Raw genomic sequence first — 17,501 nt, forward strand, 5'->3', positions numbered from 1 at the left:
CCATTGCTCCTATTCTATAGTATATAACGCGCATCAAATAACACAGCCCTCTTCGGCAGCGCCTGATTCAGGAGTCTGCTAAAGAAGGCTGTTTTATCAGTTCGCACTGACGTGGAGGTCCTTGCGTACTGTTTTACCAAGAAGTTATGCGTAAAAGCGCCCTTTTGAGGCTTAATAAGTCAGGCGTTGAATGGTGCCGTCGCCGTGACCGAGCACGTAGTAGGTGTGCTCGCCAACGCGTTCTATATCAGTAGGTTGCTCGAGGCCTCCGCGCAAGGTTGTACCCGTTTCGGTGGCTACGCGGCCGCTCTTGGGCACAAAGCCTACGGTGGGAGGGGTCAGCGAAAACTGCGCGTACTCGGTTACAACGGGAACATTCTTCGTAGTTAAGGCCAAGTTGGTGAGCATGGTGAAGCCCGTGCGGTAGTCCGAAACGGTGCCGTTCAGCGTCACCTGCACGATTTTGGCCGCGCCCGTACTGAACGGGAATCCAGTCAAGGTGCTGACCAAGAACCGGTTGCCGTCGAATACGATACCCGTCGGTACGGATTGCACCTGCGGATTGATATTCGGAATCTTGGCAAATACGCTGAGTGCGCCCGTATCCTTCTTACGCCTGATGATGGCGTTGGCACCAGCGTCAGCAATGTACAGATCGCCATCGGGGCCGAAGGTCAGGTCGTAGATGTCCGAATCGATGGGGGTAGAAAGGTTTTGCGACCGTACAAACGTCCCGATGTCCTCCGACGCCAAACTCTGGGCGGAGCGGGTCGGGTCGCCGGGTTTGTAGGCGGAGACGTCGGCGCGATACAGCTTGCCCGTGCCACCCTCCAGAATATACAGAATGCCGTCTTTGTACAGCACGTGCCCAATGCCGCCCAGCTCGCCGCCCTGCGATACTGCGGAAGCGAAGCCGGTAAAGGCCGGATACACTTGCCCATCCTGGGTGACTACCGAAATCTGCGCATCGTTGTTACCGGTGCCTGTTTCGCTGACCCAAATCCGGCCTTTGCCATCTACGCTCAGGCCAATAGGAAGGGTTAGGTCATCGGTGATAATGGTTTTCTGGTTGGGAAACAGGCTTCCCAAATCGTCGTTCTGACAGCTGGTAACTAGCAGCGTAAGCAGCAAAAAAGCGGAAACAAGGAGGTGTTTGTGGGTCATAGCAGTGAGATTAGAAGTAGATTTAGAAAATTGGATTTATCGTAAAAACTTCTTGGTAATCAAAGCGTTACATCTAATTAAGAGGATATTATTCAAATAAATATTGCTTTAGGTATATTTATTTTCCTCCCTACTGGTTTGAATGGATCGGCGCTAGTTGCCGCCCTATTCAAATGCACTAGTGTTAGCTAATACTCAGTCCGGCGACACCGTGTAGCGTAGGAAGTATTATAGCCAGCTACTGATTTTGTACAACTCCTACCTCGAATTTCTGAGCCTACACCTTGCTTTCAATGCTAAGATTACTATTCTTATAGTTACATTAGCTAGGCATAGTTAAAATGCCTGTATCTAGTTAAGTAGTTAATAGTCAAAGCATTACATGATATACTTTTTTGCCTCTGCCAACCGTTTTACGTCCTTTGCATCTTCGGGGCGGACTATTGCGTAATCCCCTCCGTTCTGCTTCTCCTCTCTTTACCACCTACATATGCTCCTCAAATTCATCGTTCGCTGCCTACTATTCGTGTTTCCCATCTGGCTGATGGGATGCACCTCCAAGGAACCTGCCCCGGTTCAGCCCCTCACCTACAAAGTGACTCTGGCAGGCAATAGCTTACTATCTGGTTATCTGGGTTTTATCATGGATGAAAAGATCATGACCGACGTGCGGGCCCAAGCCCAAACCGCCGGGCTTGGCAGCGGCGATCTGCAGAACGTGGCCGTTGCCAACCAAACCACACAGCAGATTTTGGATAAAATGGAGCGCATCAACGCCGCCTACGACGACAGCAAAGACGTAAACGTGCTCGTGCTCTGGGAAGGGACCAACCACATCTATTACGGGGCCAAAGCGGCGCAAGCTGAGGATGCGCTGCTGCAAGTGTGCCGGCAGGCGCTGGCTGTGCACCCCAAGTGGAAAATTGTGGTGGGAACGCTGCTGCCCCGCTCGGAGGAAGATACGCCGGCCAATCAGGAAACCGACCGTCAGGCGACCAATGCTTATCTGCGCAACCTGCAGGCGCAGGGCAGTACGGCCTTTCATGGGCTGGCAGATGTCGCTGCAGATCAGCGCGTTGGGCGAGCCGGTGACGAACAGAATACGGCTTACTACCACGATCGGGTGCACCTCAACGACGCCGGACAGCGGGTGGTGGCGCCCATTTTTTCACAGGCCATCGTGCAGGCCATTCAGCAAGTAAAAAGCGGCAAATAGCCGACCGGATAGCTTTACATGACTAACTGCTTGAAAGGAAGCAGAATGAATCGCCGGGCTTTAGTGAAAAAAATTCTAAATTTTATTACTTTAATACCCAGCAGGCTTTCACTTCCTTTTCAGGCGCTCAGCGCTCACTATTAGCACAGCATTATGGGTACTACGGATTCACTGATGGCGCCCATTCCGGGAGCAGAGCGCCGTGAGGTAGGGGGCGTACAGGTAGAAGTGGTGCGCACCGGCGACGCGCGCGTCAAGCGGGTAATTTATCCGCCGGGTTTTCGCTGGTCCCGCGATCTGAAGGGTATCATTGGTACTGAGCTTTGTATGCATGCACACGTCGGGTTTTTGGCGCATGGGCAACTGCATATTCAGTACGCCAACGGCGACGGCGAAGAATTCGTGGCGCCGCAGGTCGTGGCCATTGAGCCCGGTCACGACGGCTGGGTAGTAGGCGAGGAGCCCGCCGTACTGATTGAATTTGACTTTGAGCAGCAGACTGTGCAGCGGCTGGGCTTGCCGCTGGTGCATGCGCAGCGCTAAGTAGTTCGCTGTCAGTATTCCTGATTCAGCTTTGAAAAGGCGGCGTGGCTATTTAGCCGCGCCGCCTTTTTGGGTTTTGGGGAGTTCAATGGCGATAAACATTCGCTTCGGCAGGCTTTGCAAGCAAATTGCCCCCAGCTCTCGCAGTAGTTCGTTGTATCTTTTTGATATTCAAGGTATTACTAACTGAATTATTGCTCAGCTACTTGTTATGTCTTGTATTTAATCGTAAATTCTTATAACAATTACTAGGGCGCTGACGCGCGTGGTGTTGGGAAGGGGAAGCATCGGAAACTTTTAGCGACAATTTAGAAATGGCAAACTTGAACGGCGATTCCGTAGATCCTGCAATAGCGGGCGTGCGCGGCGAAAATGGGAGTGTGGGCGGAGACGGCGTTGCGGGCGTTAGCAACGCCGGCAATGGTGTGCACGGAAAAAGCGCCACCTCGTTTGGCGTACTAGGCGAGTCAACCAGCAGTCGCGGGGTGGTGGCCCTAAGCGATACCGACTATGGTTTGCGGGCCGCCAGCCGTACTTCGGCCGGCATTCGAAGCAGTTCCGTCGAGGGACGTGGCATAGAAGGCTGGGCCACCAAAGCAGAAGGCGTGGTCGGGATCAGCACCGAGGGCAATGGCATCTGGGGTCAAACGGACGGGAAAGGCGACGGCGTGCTGGGCACCAGCAAAAGCGGCAACGGCGTACACGGCAAAAGTACTTCGTCGTTTGGCGTGCTGGGCGAATCGGTGAGCGGCCGGGGCGTGGTAGCAATCAGCGACACCGATTACGGCTTACGGGCCGCCAGCCGCACTTCAGCCGGAATCCGTGGCAGCTCCGTTGAAGGACGCGGCGTGGAGGGCTGGGCCACCAAAGCAGAGGGCGTCGTGGGCATCAGCACCACCGGCAACGGGGTATGGGGCCAAACAGACGGCGCCGGAATCGGTGTGCTGGGCAGTAGTAAAAGCGGGGTCGGCGTGTACGGGAAAGGCGGCCGGCTGGCGGGCTTTTTTGAGGGCAACGTGGAAGTAACCGGCGACATTACCATGTCCAACGCCGACTGCGCCGAAGATTTTGATCTCGCCGAGGCCGCTGAACCGGGCACCGTGATGGTTTTGGGCGACGAAGGTGCCCTCTACCAAAGCCATAAGCCCTACGACAAGCGCGTAGCCGGGGTGGTATCGGGGGCAGGTGCTTTCAAGCCGGGTTTGGTGCTGGACCGGCAGCCGCAGCATAGCCCGCAACGCCAACCGATTGCGTTGCTGGGCAAGGTGTATTGCAAGGTCGATGCGCGTGAGGCGGCCATTGAAGTCGGCGATTTGCTGACCACTTCTGACTTGCCCGGCCACGCCATGAAAGCCGCCGAGCCGGGCAAAGCCTTTGGCGCCGTGATCGGCAAAGCCCTGCGCCCGCTTCGGGAAGGACAAGGCCTGATTCCTATACTAATTGCCTTGCAATAAGGCATTTATGCGAAGACCATGAGCCGTATCAGAATGAAGATATTCGTCAGCAACGAAACGGACGCCGCCCTGACGTTCAGCGACGAAGAGATTGTGCATGGCGATTTTACCCCCGACTGGAATCCGCCGCCCACGATTGGGCCCGGTGAGCGCAAAGGGTTTCAGGGCGAAGGTAACATTGTGCCCATCGACCAAGCCGTTACCGGCACGGAAGGCCGCGTGCGGTATCAGATCGAGGCTCCGGATGGCGGCGAACTGTACATTCACTGGGACAGCCCGCTGATCGAATCGCAGTTTGGCAACACGTTTCACGTCTGGGCACCGGCCAATTGGGAGGTCACGCACTCCGGTGGGCAAGGGCACGAAGCGGAGCTCGACATCCGGCTGCGCCGCACGGCCCGGCGCAGCGTGCCCAATTTTCACGCGCGGGGGCGCGGCTTTGCCTTCAAAAACAAATGGGATAGCGGCCTGCCCGTAATCTCGCTCGGGTTTCTCTGGAACGCGCTGTTTGACTCGCTGCCCGGCCCACTGGGCGAGCTGGGGATTGACAGGGTCATCGAAGAGAACTTTGTGCCCATCACGCACGCCGACGCCGGGCTGTGCGGCGGCATGGTGTACACCGTCATGGATTATTACGCGCAGCATTTATTTCCGCCTGAAAGCACCAGCAGCCCCGTGTTGCGCGACGATGTACTGTTTGGCTACATCCGCGACCGCCTCTGGGACAGCTTCGACGTCGGGGGGCAGGGGCATCGGTTTCTGGGCTACTCGTCGCCTCATTACCCCAACGGTGACGAAGGCGTAATCCAGACCGCCGGCTTTACCCGAGGCCGCTCCTGGGTGACGTATCGCGAGGCGTTTCCCGAAATTCAGGCTGATATCGACGCGGGCCGCCTGTCGCCGGTCGGGCTGATTCAAACGGACAACCTCGACATCGGCACCAACCACCAAGTACTGGCGTACGCCTACGAAAAAAGCGGGCAGGATGTGACGCTCTACATCTACGATCCGAACGAAGCGCAGCAGGAAATTGCCCTGAAATTCAATATCACCGCCACCGACGGCGAAGTGCACGTAGCGCGCATCGGCGGCGACCCCAAGAACGATCATCGCATCTTCTGCTTCTTCCGCATCAACGGCTATTCCCCCAAGAGCCCGCCCAACGGGCTGCGCATCAAGTCGGTGCGGAAAGCGCTGCGGGCTTCTGGGCCGCCACCATACTCCGTGCGAGGCGCCGTGGTGGCCAACCGGGCTGCCGGCTCCGTGACGCGGTGGCTACACACGATATAATTACATAACTTCAAGATTATGAATGATTTACGTGGGATAGACCGCCGATCGTTTCTTGAATACGTCTGTGCCCTAACGGCGACCCTGGCGGTAACGGGTCCTGGCGGGCTGGCAAAAGCTGCTGCCCGCCCGCTGGCCGAGGATGCACCGAACACGCACAACATGCTGGTGTTTGGGGAGCAGGCTATCTATGTGTCGCACCTGCCGATGTTTGATAGCGTCGCGGCCAGCCGCACCGAGTATACCTCGCCGCATCGGTATCAGGTTATTCTGGAAGTTGCTTTCCAGAAGGCCGGGCAGGACTTGCAGAAACTGTATCGCGACGACCGGCTTCGGAACGCGAACGTGCGGATCTATACGCTCAATCCGGCCGAATTTGTCCTGTCGCGGTTGGCTCCGGCGGGCGCTGGCAGTCCGCTTCTTTCGGATTTTCAAGCCCGCGTTTTTCGGGGCCACCTAGAGCGCGGCGGCAAGGTGATTCCGGGCCTGGACGACGTGCAGGTTAGGGTCAAGCGCGTTGTGCACTTCCGAAAATTCGATCCGCAGGCCAGCAAGTTGGCGGAGATGAAATACCTGCTGTTTGGCAGTACGCAAGAAGCTTTTGTGGCCCACTACATCAGCAAGCCGCCCGATTTCGACCACGTGTTATCGGTCAAGCTCGATGGGCACGGCCTCACCGATGCGCAGTTGCGCAAGGGCCTGGAAATCACAATTCCGGGTAAAGCCAACCAAGCCGGCGAGCGCCTGAAGGAAGCGCAGCAAGTGGCTGCCTTGGTGCAAATGCCCGGTAATCAAACGGCAAAGCTGGGCTTTAAGGTTGGCAGGCAAATCTATTTTGAAGAAGGCGAGCTGCTGATGCCGCCCACGTTTGCCGATACGAAGTTGGAGCAACTTGGAAACTAAGCAAGGTGCGGGCGCGGCAAGCGAGAAATTTCCTCCAGCAAAACAGCCATACCATGATCATTTATCACATAAAGCTGCCCAAAAATCAGGACCTCGAGGCGTTCGTGACCTTCATGCGCGAAGAGTATTTTCCGGCCGTCGACAAAGGCTCCACGCGCGTGGGTCAGGTTACGGATCTGCATTTGCTGGAGCGGGAAAACGAGTTTGAAGGCGATGATGTATCCCACGAATTTTTGTGGCAAATCGGCTGGAGCGGCCAGCCCACGGGCAAGGCCCACGTCGAGGATGCGGCCGTAGCACGCAAGCTCGCCACCTTCCAGGCCGACATCAAACGCTTGGGGTCGTACCGCCAAGTGGCCGACTGGCAGGTAGTAAAATAGATTAGTATACACAAGTATTTGATTATTAGATACTTGTGTATAGAAGAAATTTGCTCTTAAATGCGGAGCTAGGCTTGGCAGTTGGGGCTTTTGTTGGTCAAACCCCCGGCCAGCGAGCGGCCGAACGCGCTGCCGCTAATCCGTAAGCGCTGTTTGGTAGAAAAACTCTTTCTGCTGTGGACAATGGCTGATAATCAGTATCTTGATTATTCTGCCGCTCGCCGCATGAAACGCTTCGTGCTTTGCTCGCTTTTGGCATATTCGGCCCCGGTCGCCGCTTGGTACCGTGTGCCCGGCCGTCGCTGGGCAGCGTGCTGGGCGTGGGTCGGGCTGCTGGCTATGGGCACCCCAGTGCCTGCACAGGCGCAGAGCCCCTATACGGCTACCTTGCAGCGCGCCCTGCGACAAGCGCCGGCCGATACCAGCCGGGTATTGTTGCTGGCCGATATCAGCACCACGTTCCGATATTCCCTGCCCGACTCAGCCCTGTGGTATGCCCAGCGGGGGCTGCGCTTGGCCCGCCGAATAAAGTACCCTAAAGGGCAGGGCCGCTGCTTGGCCCGCATCGGTTACGTGCTTGCTGAAAAAGGCAACCTGCCGCTGGGCCTCCGAACGGAGCTTAGGGCCTTGCAGCTCAACCAGAACAGCCACGACCGATTGGGCGAAGCCCGGACACTGCTCCTGATCGGTTTGTCGTATTCCAACTCCACTGACTACACGCAGGCGCTTCGCTACTTCCACAGGGCAAAAAAGCTATATGATGCTCAAATATCTGTTAATGAGCAAGATACGCAATTGTTGATCGCTGAAAAAGGTGTGCTCTTGCACAACATCGGCGCCTCGTACACCATGCGCAACCAGCTTGATTCGGCGCGGTATTTCGAGCAGAAAGCCTTGCAGCTGATCAGGGGCCATGCGGGGCTTGCCCAGACCAGTTCCGGCAACCCCTTGCCCTTGGTACTGCGCGGGCTGGGGCTGATTTATGCCCGCGCCAACCGCGATGATTTGGCGTTACGTTACTACCGGCGCAGCGTGGCCGCGGCCTTGCCCGACAATAACCTGCGGGCAACGTGCCGAACGTACAACGCACTAGCCGAGCTGTTCTGGAAACGCCACCAACTCGACTCCTGCCGCTATTACGCCCACCAAACGCTGACCATCGGGCGCGCCAAATCCTGGATGGTGGAAGTGTTGGGCGCCAGCACCTTGCTGGCCCAGGTATTTGAGGCGAGCGGGAAGGCCGACAGCACCCTGGCCTATGTGCAGCTGATGCAAACCGCTAAGGACAGCCTCTACAGTCCGCGCCGGATGCGCGAGCTTACTGCCGTGAGCATTGCCGAGCAACAGCAACGCCTGAAAGTAGAGGCCGAAGGCGAGCGGTTTCGGCGGCGCGTCCGGTTGTATGCGCTGCTCAGCGGCTTGGGCGTTCTGTTGCTGCTGGCGTTGGGGCTGTGGCTTACCGTCCGGCGCAAGCAGCGCACCAACCGGCATTTGCAAACCCTCAACCGACGCGTCAATCAGCAAAAGAAAACCCTGACCAAACAGCGCGACGACCTCAGCAAAGCCTTGGCCGAGGTGACGACGATGCAAACCCAGTTGATCCAAAGCGCGAAAATGGCGTCGTTGGGCGAGTTGGCAGCCGGTATTGCGCACGAAATCCAGAATCCGCTCAATTTCGTCACCAACTTCGCCGAAGTAAGCCGCGAAATGCTCGACGACCTGAAAGCCGATGTTGTGGCCGACCGCAAGGAAGAGGCGCTATCGGCTGCCGATGACCTCAGCCAGACCCTGCAAAAAATCAAGCACCACGGCCACCGCGCAGCCAGCATCGTGAAGGGCATGCTGGGGCATTCGCGGGCCAGTTCGGGCGTGCGCGAGCCTACTGACCTCAATACGCTGGCCGAGGAATGCTTGCGCCTGGCTTACGAGGGCCGGCGGGCCAAAGACAAGGGTTTTCATGCCGCCTGCGTGCCCGATCTCGATCCTGCGCTGGGCCTCGTGACCGTTGTGCCTCAGGACTTAGGCCGGGTGCTGCTCAACCTGCTGACCAACGCGTTTTATGCCGTGAGCGAAAAAAGCCGTCGGCACCCGCAAGGGTATCAGCCCGAGGTGAAAATATGCACCCGGCGACAAAGCAAGCAGGTGGAAATTGTAGTCCGTGACAACGGGCTGGGCATTCCGGAGGCCGTGCGGGCCAAGATTTTTCAGCCCTTTTTTACGACCAAACCCACGGGCGAAGGCACGGGCTTGGGCCTCTCGCTCAGCTACGACATCATCACCAAAGGCCACGGCGGCACGCTCACCATCGATAGCCGCGAGGGAGAGTACACCGAGGTCGCCATCCTCCTGCCCAATGAGCCGGAAAGCCACTCCGCTACTCCATTGGTTGATAAAGTATATGATTGATAATCAATGCATTGGTACTATTGCTTGGTTGTGCTTCGGCTTTTGCGCCGCTTCCGAAACCGACGCGCTGTGAAACAAGATTGCAAGGCGTACTTAATTAGGCTTGTATATTAATAATCAAGTATTTACTTATAATTATTCGCTATCTTCATTGCTTTAGTCCGCGCGTTTTTTCTTCACATTAAACCTACTTGCATATGGAAGCTTCTGCGCACATTGTTGAGATTGACGTTCCGGCTGATAGCTGGCAGCCCGTCATCGACTATTATACCCGGACACTGGCCAAGCAGCCGCGCTTTACTGAGTCGTCGGAGGCCGTGTTCACACTGCCCGAATATGAGCTGCACCTGCTGAAAATCGACCGCCAGCCAACGCCGGCCGAACAGCGCACCTTCCCCTCGCACTCCAAAGGCTGGGTAGTCAGCGATACGGATAATATATATGTACACCTGCCAGCTAATGCGCCCACTTCCGATTCATCGGACAACCCCATCGTCCTGCCGATTGGCGGACTGAACGCCATCAGAGCAGGTGCCACCTCCACGAGCCGCGCCCTGGATTCGGACTCGGATCAACCGGAAATGAGCGTCATTCACAATCCTGGTTTTTGAGTGAAGGCACCAACGCAACCATCACCCTGCCGTGAACATGACGCTTTGCTTCAAGTTGGTATTACTGTAGCTTTTACTATGATGTAATTATATATTCATATTATTTATTGTATGCCTTATAATCGGTTATATTGACGCATTCTATTCATCTGTTACTATATCTCTTTCATCATGGCAGATCTGGGTACGCTCGAAACAAGACAAGTTCCTGCTAAGGAATGGGTAGCAGTAGTAACTGCTTTTACAGCTAGTTTGGGAACACCGCCTACGCTTCTTCCGCAAGGAAGTAGTCTTGAGAACGCCACGGATGCCATTTGGGGCACCGACGATTCGGGATTGCACCTCGTAAAGGTGGCTGAAGGCCAAGAGCCTCTTTTTAAAGATAGTACGGACCCAGTAATAAGTGTTGCGAGTGCCGACAAAGTCAAGAAGTTCGTTGCAGACCTAACGTCTTCAAGTCACCTAGAGCTAAAGGCATATGTCCAAGCGAAGGAATTTAATATAGCTACTGGCGAATCGAGGACAGTTACGGTAGGAATTGTATACCTATTCAAAAACCCGAAAGACTTCACCCAGTCAGAAACATTAGGCGTTATTCATAATCCACCGTTTGCGCAGTCAAAGACTTATTGAGCACACTGGTTGTTGTGGTGCTGATACTAAGTAATTGATATGCAGTTGATTATGACTTAACTGGGCTTGCCTCAACAGCTTTGATTGTTGGCGCCCTCTTAGTACCCGCCAGCATGAAGCCGTCCGTAATTCTGCTGTTCCTGAGTTTGGTCTTTTCCGCTTTGCCCGCGTTAAGCCAAACGCCAGCGTCCGACAGTCTGCGCAGGCTGTTGCGCCAGCAGCCTCTACCCGACACTACCCGTGTGCGGAGGCTGCTGATGTTAGTCCGGCAGGTGAAGATTGCCGATGTTCCGCAGGCCTTGCAGCTGAGCAAAGAGGCGCTTGAGTTGGCCCGGCAACTTTCCGACCGTGTGGGCGAAGCGCAGGCATTATTAGAGCTAAGCGCCCTGCACCGCCGGCAAACCAAATACGAAGAGGCGCGGCGGTACGCCCGGCATGCTCTGCGCTTGTTCGAACGCTTGTCCAATAAGCAGGGGCAAGCCAAAGCATGGCTGCAACTGAGCTTGATCGATATGGTGGCGGGCAACCTAAAGCCGGCCGTGGATTTTGCGTTGAAAGGGCTGCCCTTGGCGGAACAGGTCGGGGACCAGCAGACCCAAGCCTACCTGCACGTCTCCATGGGCGATGCCTACGTCAAAATGGAGAACTACGAAGAGGCGATTCCGATCCTGCAATCCGTGCTGAAAAGCGGCCAGCAGCTAGGGGATAAACAACTGGTACTGCAGGCCCTCAATGGACTGGGAGAATCATTTCAGAAGCTGAGAAAATGGCCACAGGCCTTGCATTATCATCAGCGCGCCCTGAAGCTAAGCCAGCAGCTTGGGGATAAGGTGGGAGAAGCGGCCGATGAAACCAACCTAGCAGAAGTGTACCGGCTGCAGGGCAACTACGCCGCAGCCCTGGCTCACGGGTTGCGAGCGCGACGAATGGTAAAAGCCACCCACGACGACTTTAACCTGCCTTCCGTCGAGCTTACCCTTGCGCGCATATACTTACACGCGCAAGAATTGGATAGTACACTTGCGCTGGCACAAGATGGATTGAAAGTCAGCCTGCGGACGCGTAGCGTCGAGAACGCGCGCGACGCGAGCGACATTCTGGCGCAGGTGTATGCACAGCAAGGCAACTTCGCCCAAGCTTACCGCCATCGCACGATGCATCTGGCGTACAACGATTCGCTCTCGGGAGAGGAAATACAACGCCAAACCAGTGCCCTGCGCCACAACTACGAGCTGGAAAAAAAGCAGGCCCAAATCACTATGCTCACCCAAGCTCGTCAGCTGGAGCGGCAGAAACGCAACGCCCTGCTCGGCGGGCTGGGCGGGGTGGTGGCGCTGGCGGCGTTGCTGGCCCGCAATATCTTCCTCAAGCAGCGTACCAACCGCCACCTCAACGAGAAAAATCAGCAGATCGAAGCTCATAGCATCGCGCTTGACCGCACGCTGGAGGATCTCAAAACCACGCAAACCCAACTCGTGCAGCGCGAAAAAATGGCCTCGTTGGGGGAACTAACCGCCGGCGTGGCCCACGAGATGCAAAACCCCTTGAACTTTGTCACCAACTTCGCCGACCTGAGTGTGGAACTCGTGGCCGAGCTGGAAGAAGAGCTCGCCCAAGAGCCCCTGACGCCGGAACGCCGGCAGACCATTCAGCTGCTGTTGCAGGAACTGGTGCAGAACCAAGCCAAGATTCACCAGCACGGCCACCGCGCCGATGGCATCGTCAAGCGGATGCTCGAGCACTCGCGCGGCGGTAGCGGGCAGCGGCAGCCCACCAACCTCAACGCCCTCTGCGAAGAGAGCCTGCGCTTGGCTTACCACAGCTGGCGCGCCAAGCACCCCGACTTCACGGCCGCCCTCACCACCGAACTCGATCCGCATGTGCTGCCGGTGCCCGTCGTGCCGCAGGATGTCAACAGTGTGCTGCTCAATATCTTAACTAATGCCTTCTACGCCGTAGGCGAAAAGCGCCAGCGGGCGGGTGATACTTTTCACCCCGAAGTGACCGTGCACACCCAGCGTACAACGCATGCCGTGCGCATCAGCGTGCGCGACAATGGGCTCGGAATTTCGGAAGAGGCCAAAGCCAAGATTTTTCAGCCCTTTTTTACGACCAAACCCACGGGCGAAGGCACCGGCCTGGGCCTCTCGCTCAGCTACGACATCATCACCAAAGGCCACGGCGGCACCCTCACGGTCGAAAGCAAGGAAGGCGAGTACACCGAATTTGTCATTTCGCTGCCGGTCAAGCCGCAGAGTGTATTTGCGTAAGGCAGCATTATTTGACTATTTAATTAAATTAATTTTATATTTGATAACTGCCGCTGTACCGTCAGTGCGCTAGGCAAGGCCAATCGCTTCGCGACTGTTTCTTGCACTTTGAGCGCACTCCGGCAACAGCCCGGCAGGTAGGATAAGCGTGTGCGTATCACTGCCCGCAGAGAAGGGCCGCTCACCGCTTCGGGGCTTCGGCGTCAGCGCGAATAGTGTGCAAGTGGCTGACTTTCTTTTGGTTAGGCCAGCGGCTCGTTGCCGGCTGGTCGGGATATTATCGGTAGGAGACACAGCCCTGGCTTTCCCTGGTTGCGATGTTGCTCGAACACCTTATTCCTCCGCGCTTCCGTACCAGGAATTTCGCCCGGCAGGTGCTTGCCACGCCTATTGGCGCGCCTCCTCCGGCCACCGGGTACAATTTGCTTTATCACCTGTCGCAGCGCTGGGTGCGGCAGGCTTTGCTGCATGGCGTGCTGCTGGTGGCCGGCGTGTTTTCGGCCGCACTAGGCCTAAAAGGCTTTTTGCTTCCTAGTCATTTCATTGACGGGGGTGTTACGGGTATATCCTTGTTAATCAATCAATTAACAGGTGTATCGCTTTCGCTGCTGATTATTCTCATCAATATCCCGTTTATCATCCTGGGCTACTATCACCTCGGCAGGAAATTCGCGCTCAAGACGCTGGTGACGATTCTGGCCTTGTCGGGTGCGGTGCTGATCGTTTCCTTTCCGCCGCTCACGCACGACAAACTGCTGATTGCCGTGTTTGGTGGCTTCTTCTTGGGAGCCGGCGTAGGACTGGCCATGCGCGGGGGCGGCGTGCTCGACGGGACCGAAATTCTGGCGCTCTACCTAAGCCGGAAATTGCCCATGTCGATTGGGGATATCGTCTTGATTATCAATATTATAATATTCGGCGTGGCGGCGTGGCTGCTGTCCATCGAAACGGCGCTGTATTCCATCCTGGCGTATTTGTCGGCGGCCAAAACCGTGGACTTTATTTTGGTGGGCATTGAAGAATACACCGGGGTGACCGTCATTTCCTTCCACAGCACCGAAATCCGGCAAATGATCACCGACAAGCTGCGCCGTGGAGCTACCGTGTACGAGTGCACCCAAGGGTTTGGCGTTCACGGCCACCAACACCTGAAAGTGGAAGCGATTTTTACGGTTATCACTCGCTTAGAGGTAATTACGCTCACCGACGAAATACGCAAAATAGACCCGCACGCCTTCATCGTCATGCAAAGCATCAGCGATACGAAAGGCGGGTTGGTCAAGAAGCGAGCCTTGCACTGACCGCCCCTTGTTTTGGGCTGTCGGGGCTTGGTTCGGGGGCTTTTTAAGCAGAAGGATTTCAATGGAAAAGTTGAACCGTTTTCTGGGAATACGGCCCCGCGAGGCGAAGACGGTCTGGTTGTTTTTTGCGCACAATTTTTTGCTTGGGCTGGGCACCGTTCTGGCGTTTGTGGCCGCCAACGTAGTGCTGTTGCACGATCAGCCCATGCGCAACCTGCCCTTGGGCTACTGCGCCGGGGCACTGGCGGTGCTGGTAGTCGGCAGAGTGTATGCCTACTTCGAAGAGCAGCTGCTACTGAAAAAGCTGGCCGGGCGGGCGCTGCTGGTAGCTATTGTACTCGTGTTGGGGCTTGGGCTGCTGTGGTGGTATGCCCCTTCGGTAGGCGCGGCGGTGGCCATTATGGCCGGTTACCGCGTGGCGTATTTGCTTGTCAATCTGCAAATTTGGGGGGTAGCTTCAGCCTCCTTCAATGCGCGGCAGGGGCGGCGGCTTTTTAATGTGATCAGTTCCGGCGACATCGTGGGCAAAGGACTGGGTGCGCTACTGCTAGTGCTGCTGCACCGCTATCTTGGGTTGTCGGCGTTGCTGCTGGCGGCCTTCGGCGCCTTTCTGGGCGCCTGGCGCATGCAGCAGTTCACGCTGCAGGCGCAATCGGCCGCACGGATAAAGTCGTCGTATACCGGCCGACCGTTGCCGAAATCACTCCTACAGCACGGTTTTGGCCGTAATCAGCTGATTCGGGCCATGGGCTTCAGCTTGGCAGCGTTGGCCGCTGTGACAGTATGCGTGGAGTATTTCCTGTTCATGAGCGTCTACAACCGGCTGCCGCTCCAACCGAGTATAGTGGAAACAGTGGGCGGGGTGCTGGCCCTGACCTACCTGCTGGCACTGGTGGGCAAGGTGGTGCTGGCGCGCTACGGCCTCGACCGGCTGGGCGTGCGCGGGGCGCTGGCCGGGCTGCCCCTCGCCGGGCTGGCGGGTGTGCTGCTGGCGGGCGCGCTGACGGCCCTGCGCTCGGGGTTTGCTGCCAGAATGCTCTTTTTTTGTGGCTTTTATTTGGTGCTGGAAAGCCTGCGCCGCGCCTTATTCGAGCCCATTTTTCAGACCTTATATCAGCCCCTGAAACCCCGCGAGCGCGTGGAAAGCCATACCCTGATCAAAGGGTTTTATGAGCCTTTAGGGCTGGGATTGAGTGGGTTACTATTATTTGGCCTGCGCCAGATGCCTGCGCTGAGCCAGTGGGTGCCGCTCGTCTGGATGGCGCTGCTGCTGCTCGGGGCACTGTATTTGGTGAAACATGCCTACCGGAATTATCTGGAAGGGCTGAAGGGCGCGTTGGGTTTACGCTTTTTGGAAAACGCTCCGTCGGCTACGGAAACCGACGAGCCGGGGCAACACCCCGACGAAGAAGCGCTCGATGCCATCGAACATTTGCAACGGGCTGGTTCTGGGGCACTTGCCGAACACGCCGAAAACCTGCTCAACCACGCCGACAGCCGGGTGCGCAACCGGGTTCTGCGGCTGGTAGGTCACCACGCTGACCCCACGCTGCTGCGCCGACTCGCCCTCGACGATCCCAACCCTGTGCTGCGAGAAATGGCCAGCCGGCTGGTGGGACGGCATCCACAGGCCGATGATCTGTTGCAGCATCCGGATCTGGTTGTGCGCAAGGGCGCCCTTATCGGTCGGCTGGAAGACCAACCTGCCGATGCATTGGCACAAACCAGCCTGGAAGCGCTCCTTGCTTCGACCGACCCCGACACCCAGCTACTGGCGCTGGCGCTGATTCGGTTTCTGATCCCGGAGCAGCAGCTCGCGCTCGTCACTACCAGCCTGCATAGTCCGGACCCAACCTTGGTGCAGGCAGCAGTGCACGCCGTGGCCGAAACGCCCACCCCGACGTTAATTGCGCAGCTAATCGCACTGGTAAGCGACAAAAAGGTACGCAAGCCCGCTGCCGAATGCTTGGTGCGGCTTGGCGATGCTGCCCTGCCGCTGCTGAAAGAGGCGCTTCTGCAGGAAACCGACGAGCAATGTTCGCGGCGGCTGGCGCAGGTTTGTGCCAGCCCGACTACGCCAGCGGCCCGGCAGGTGTTGGTGGATGTCGTGCAGGGCGCCAACCTACACGGCCGCGCTGCCGCTTTGCTGGCCCTAGCGCATTTTCCCTCCTCCCACGAAGATTCCCCTGTCTTTCAGCGGCTTGTGGAGAAAGAGCTGCGCATGGCCAAGCATTTGCTGCACGGCATGGTGGCCGCCAACGCCGAGCTCCGGAGCGCCCTGCACTTCGAGTTGCGCGGCTGTCGGCGGCGCCTTTTTGGGCTGCTTTTGCAAATGTATGAGCGTCAATATATTGTGGAAGCCCGCCGCGGCGTAGAACACTCAACCGGCGAACTACAGCTCACCGCCCTGGAAATACTGGACAATCTGATTCCTAGGCCGCTTTACCAAGGCTTGCAGGCGCTCCTCGACGTGGGCCGGCTCAGTCACAAAGTGCAGCTTTTGGAGGGCATTCTGGGGCCGTCGCTTTCATCGGAGCCCATCCACACGACCATCGTTCGCCGCGGGGCGGCGGGGTTTTCGTCGTGGACGATCAGCGTGGCCCTGCGGCAGTGGCATGCGCAGCCCAATACTGTCGAATACCTGTACCCGCTTCTGCAAAGTCCGAATCTGCTGATTCAGGAAAGTGCCTGCGCTGTCTTGCGGCAGTTGCCCATGCAGCGCCCCGCCGCCTTCGATCATCTGGTTTCGGTATATCCATGTGTTAATCAGATGCTTATGAGCAACCAAGCTAATGGCCCCTCTTACTCGGCCCAGGAGCGCATCCGGATGCTGAAAGGCACGCCGCTTTTTGCCGAAACCTCCGAAAACGTGCTCGCCACCATCATGCCGATCATGAAGGAAGTTGCTTTTCAACCCGGCCAGGAAATATTTGCCAAAGGTGCCATCGGCACTACCTTGTTCATTGTGGGCGATGGCGAAGTAGGTATTTTCGACGGCAAGCGCCAGCTGACGACCTTCCGAAAGGGCGATTTTTTTGGTGAGTTGGCCTTGCTCGACGCCCAGGCCCGCTCGGCCTCTGCCGTGGCACTAGGGCCAGTAGTGGCGTTTCGGATCGATCAGGAAGACTTTTACGACGTGATGGAGGAGTGCGCCGAAGTTGTGCGCAACATCATGCGAGTGCTTTGCCAGCGCCTACGCCAGCAGAACGACAAAATGTAGTTCGGGGTACTCGTGCCGTCGTAAGGGGCAAAAAGGCGCAGCGCCTATTTTCTTTTGCTGCCAAGCGGTCACCGGATAGGCTACATCAGGCTATATTTCACAGGAAGTAT

At 56.9% G+C, this 17,501-nt stretch carries 13 protein-coding genes; 12 read left to right on the forward strand and 1 reads right to left on the reverse strand.

Going from position 1 to position 17,501, the window contains the following annotated elements:
- Nucleotides 1-171: 171 nt before the first annotated feature.
- The gene (locus H9I52_RS03650) at nt 172-1,164 is read right to left on the reverse strand and encodes a ScyD/ScyE family protein (RefSeq protein WP_187452697.1); all 993 of its coding nucleotides are present in this window, start codon (nt 1,162-1,164) and stop codon (nt 172-174) included.
- A 490-nt stretch (nt 1,165-1,654) separates the two neighbouring features.
- On the opposite strand from H9I52_RS03650, the gene H9I52_RS03655 reads away from it, so the two are divergent.
- The 12 genes from H9I52_RS03655 to H9I52_RS03710 all read left to right on the forward strand — a co-directional run bounded on the left by H9I52_RS03655 (nt 1,655) and on the right by H9I52_RS03710 (nt 17,391).
- A complete protein-coding gene (locus H9I52_RS03655) occupies nt 1,655-2,380 on the forward strand; it encodes an SGNH/GDSL hydrolase family protein (protein WP_139514003.1) in 726 nt (241 codons plus the stop codon).
- A gap of 153 nt (nt 2,381-2,533) precedes the next feature.
- Nucleotides 2,534-2,923 (forward strand): hypothetical protein, encoded by a 390-nt coding sequence (locus H9I52_RS03660; RefSeq protein ID WP_187452698.1) that lies wholly within the window; start codon nt 2,534-2,536, stop codon nt 2,921-2,923.
- A 314-nt stretch (nt 2,924-3,237) separates the two neighbouring features.
- Complete coding sequence (locus H9I52_RS03665; RefSeq protein ID WP_222940396.1) at nt 3,238-4,377, forward strand: hypothetical protein; 1,140 nt, start codon at nt 3,238-3,240, stop codon at nt 4,375-4,377.
- An 18-nt stretch (nt 4,378-4,395) separates the two neighbouring features.
- Nucleotides 4,396-5,667, forward strand: a complete 1,272-nt coding sequence (locus tag H9I52_RS03670) for a hypothetical protein (protein ID WP_187452699.1) — start codon at nt 4,396-4,398, stop codon at nt 5,665-5,667.
- An 18-nt stretch (nt 5,668-5,685) separates the two neighbouring features.
- Nucleotides 5,686-6,570 carry a hypothetical protein gene (locus tag H9I52_RS03675; protein WP_187452700.1) on the forward strand — a complete coding sequence of 295 codons (885 nt, stop codon included), beginning with the start codon at nt 5,686-5,688 and terminating at the stop codon, nt 6,568-6,570.
- A 53-nt stretch (nt 6,571-6,623) separates the two neighbouring features.
- Nucleotides 6,624-6,950 carry a hypothetical protein gene (locus tag H9I52_RS03680; RefSeq protein ID WP_187452701.1) on the forward strand — a complete coding sequence of 109 codons (327 nt, stop codon included), beginning with the start codon at nt 6,624-6,626 and terminating at the stop codon, nt 6,948-6,950.
- Nucleotides 6,951-7,103: 153 nt separating this feature from the next.
- The gene (locus tag H9I52_RS22950; RefSeq protein WP_262385932.1) at nt 7,104-9,356 is read left to right on the forward strand and encodes an ATP-binding protein; all 2,253 of its coding nucleotides are present in this window, start codon (nt 7,104-7,106) and stop codon (nt 9,354-9,356) included.
- Nucleotides 9,357-9,553: 197 nt separating this feature from the next.
- Nucleotides 9,554-9,967 carry a hypothetical protein gene (locus H9I52_RS03690; protein WP_187452702.1) on the forward strand — a complete coding sequence of 138 codons (414 nt, stop codon included), beginning with the start codon at nt 9,554-9,556 and terminating at the stop codon, nt 9,965-9,967.
- 171 nt (nt 9,968-10,138) lie between these two features.
- Nucleotides 10,139-10,600, forward strand: coding sequence for a hypothetical protein (locus H9I52_RS03695; RefSeq protein WP_187452703.1), 462 nt, complete (start codon nt 10,139-10,141; stop codon nt 10,598-10,600).
- Nucleotides 10,601-10,713: 113 nt separating this feature from the next.
- Complete coding sequence (locus H9I52_RS03700) at nt 10,714-12,870, forward strand: tetratricopeptide repeat protein (protein ID WP_187452704.1); 2,157 nt, start codon at nt 10,714-10,716, stop codon at nt 12,868-12,870.
- 317 nt (nt 12,871-13,187) lie between these two features.
- Nucleotides 13,188-14,171, forward strand: a complete 984-nt coding sequence (locus H9I52_RS03705; protein WP_187452705.1) for a YitT family protein — start codon at nt 13,188-13,190, stop codon at nt 14,169-14,171.
- A gap of 61 nt (nt 14,172-14,232) precedes the next feature.
- Nucleotides 14,233-17,391, forward strand: coding sequence for a cyclic nucleotide-binding domain-containing protein (locus tag H9I52_RS03710; protein ID WP_187452706.1), 3,159 nt, complete (start codon nt 14,233-14,235; stop codon nt 17,389-17,391).
- Nucleotides 17,392-17,501: the final 110 nt, after the last annotated feature.

Origin of the sequence: Hymenobacter sp. BT491 (assembly GCF_014349165.1) — a bacterium.
GTDB lineage: Bacteria > Bacteroidota > Bacteroidia > Cytophagales > Hymenobacteraceae > Hymenobacter > Hymenobacter jejuensis.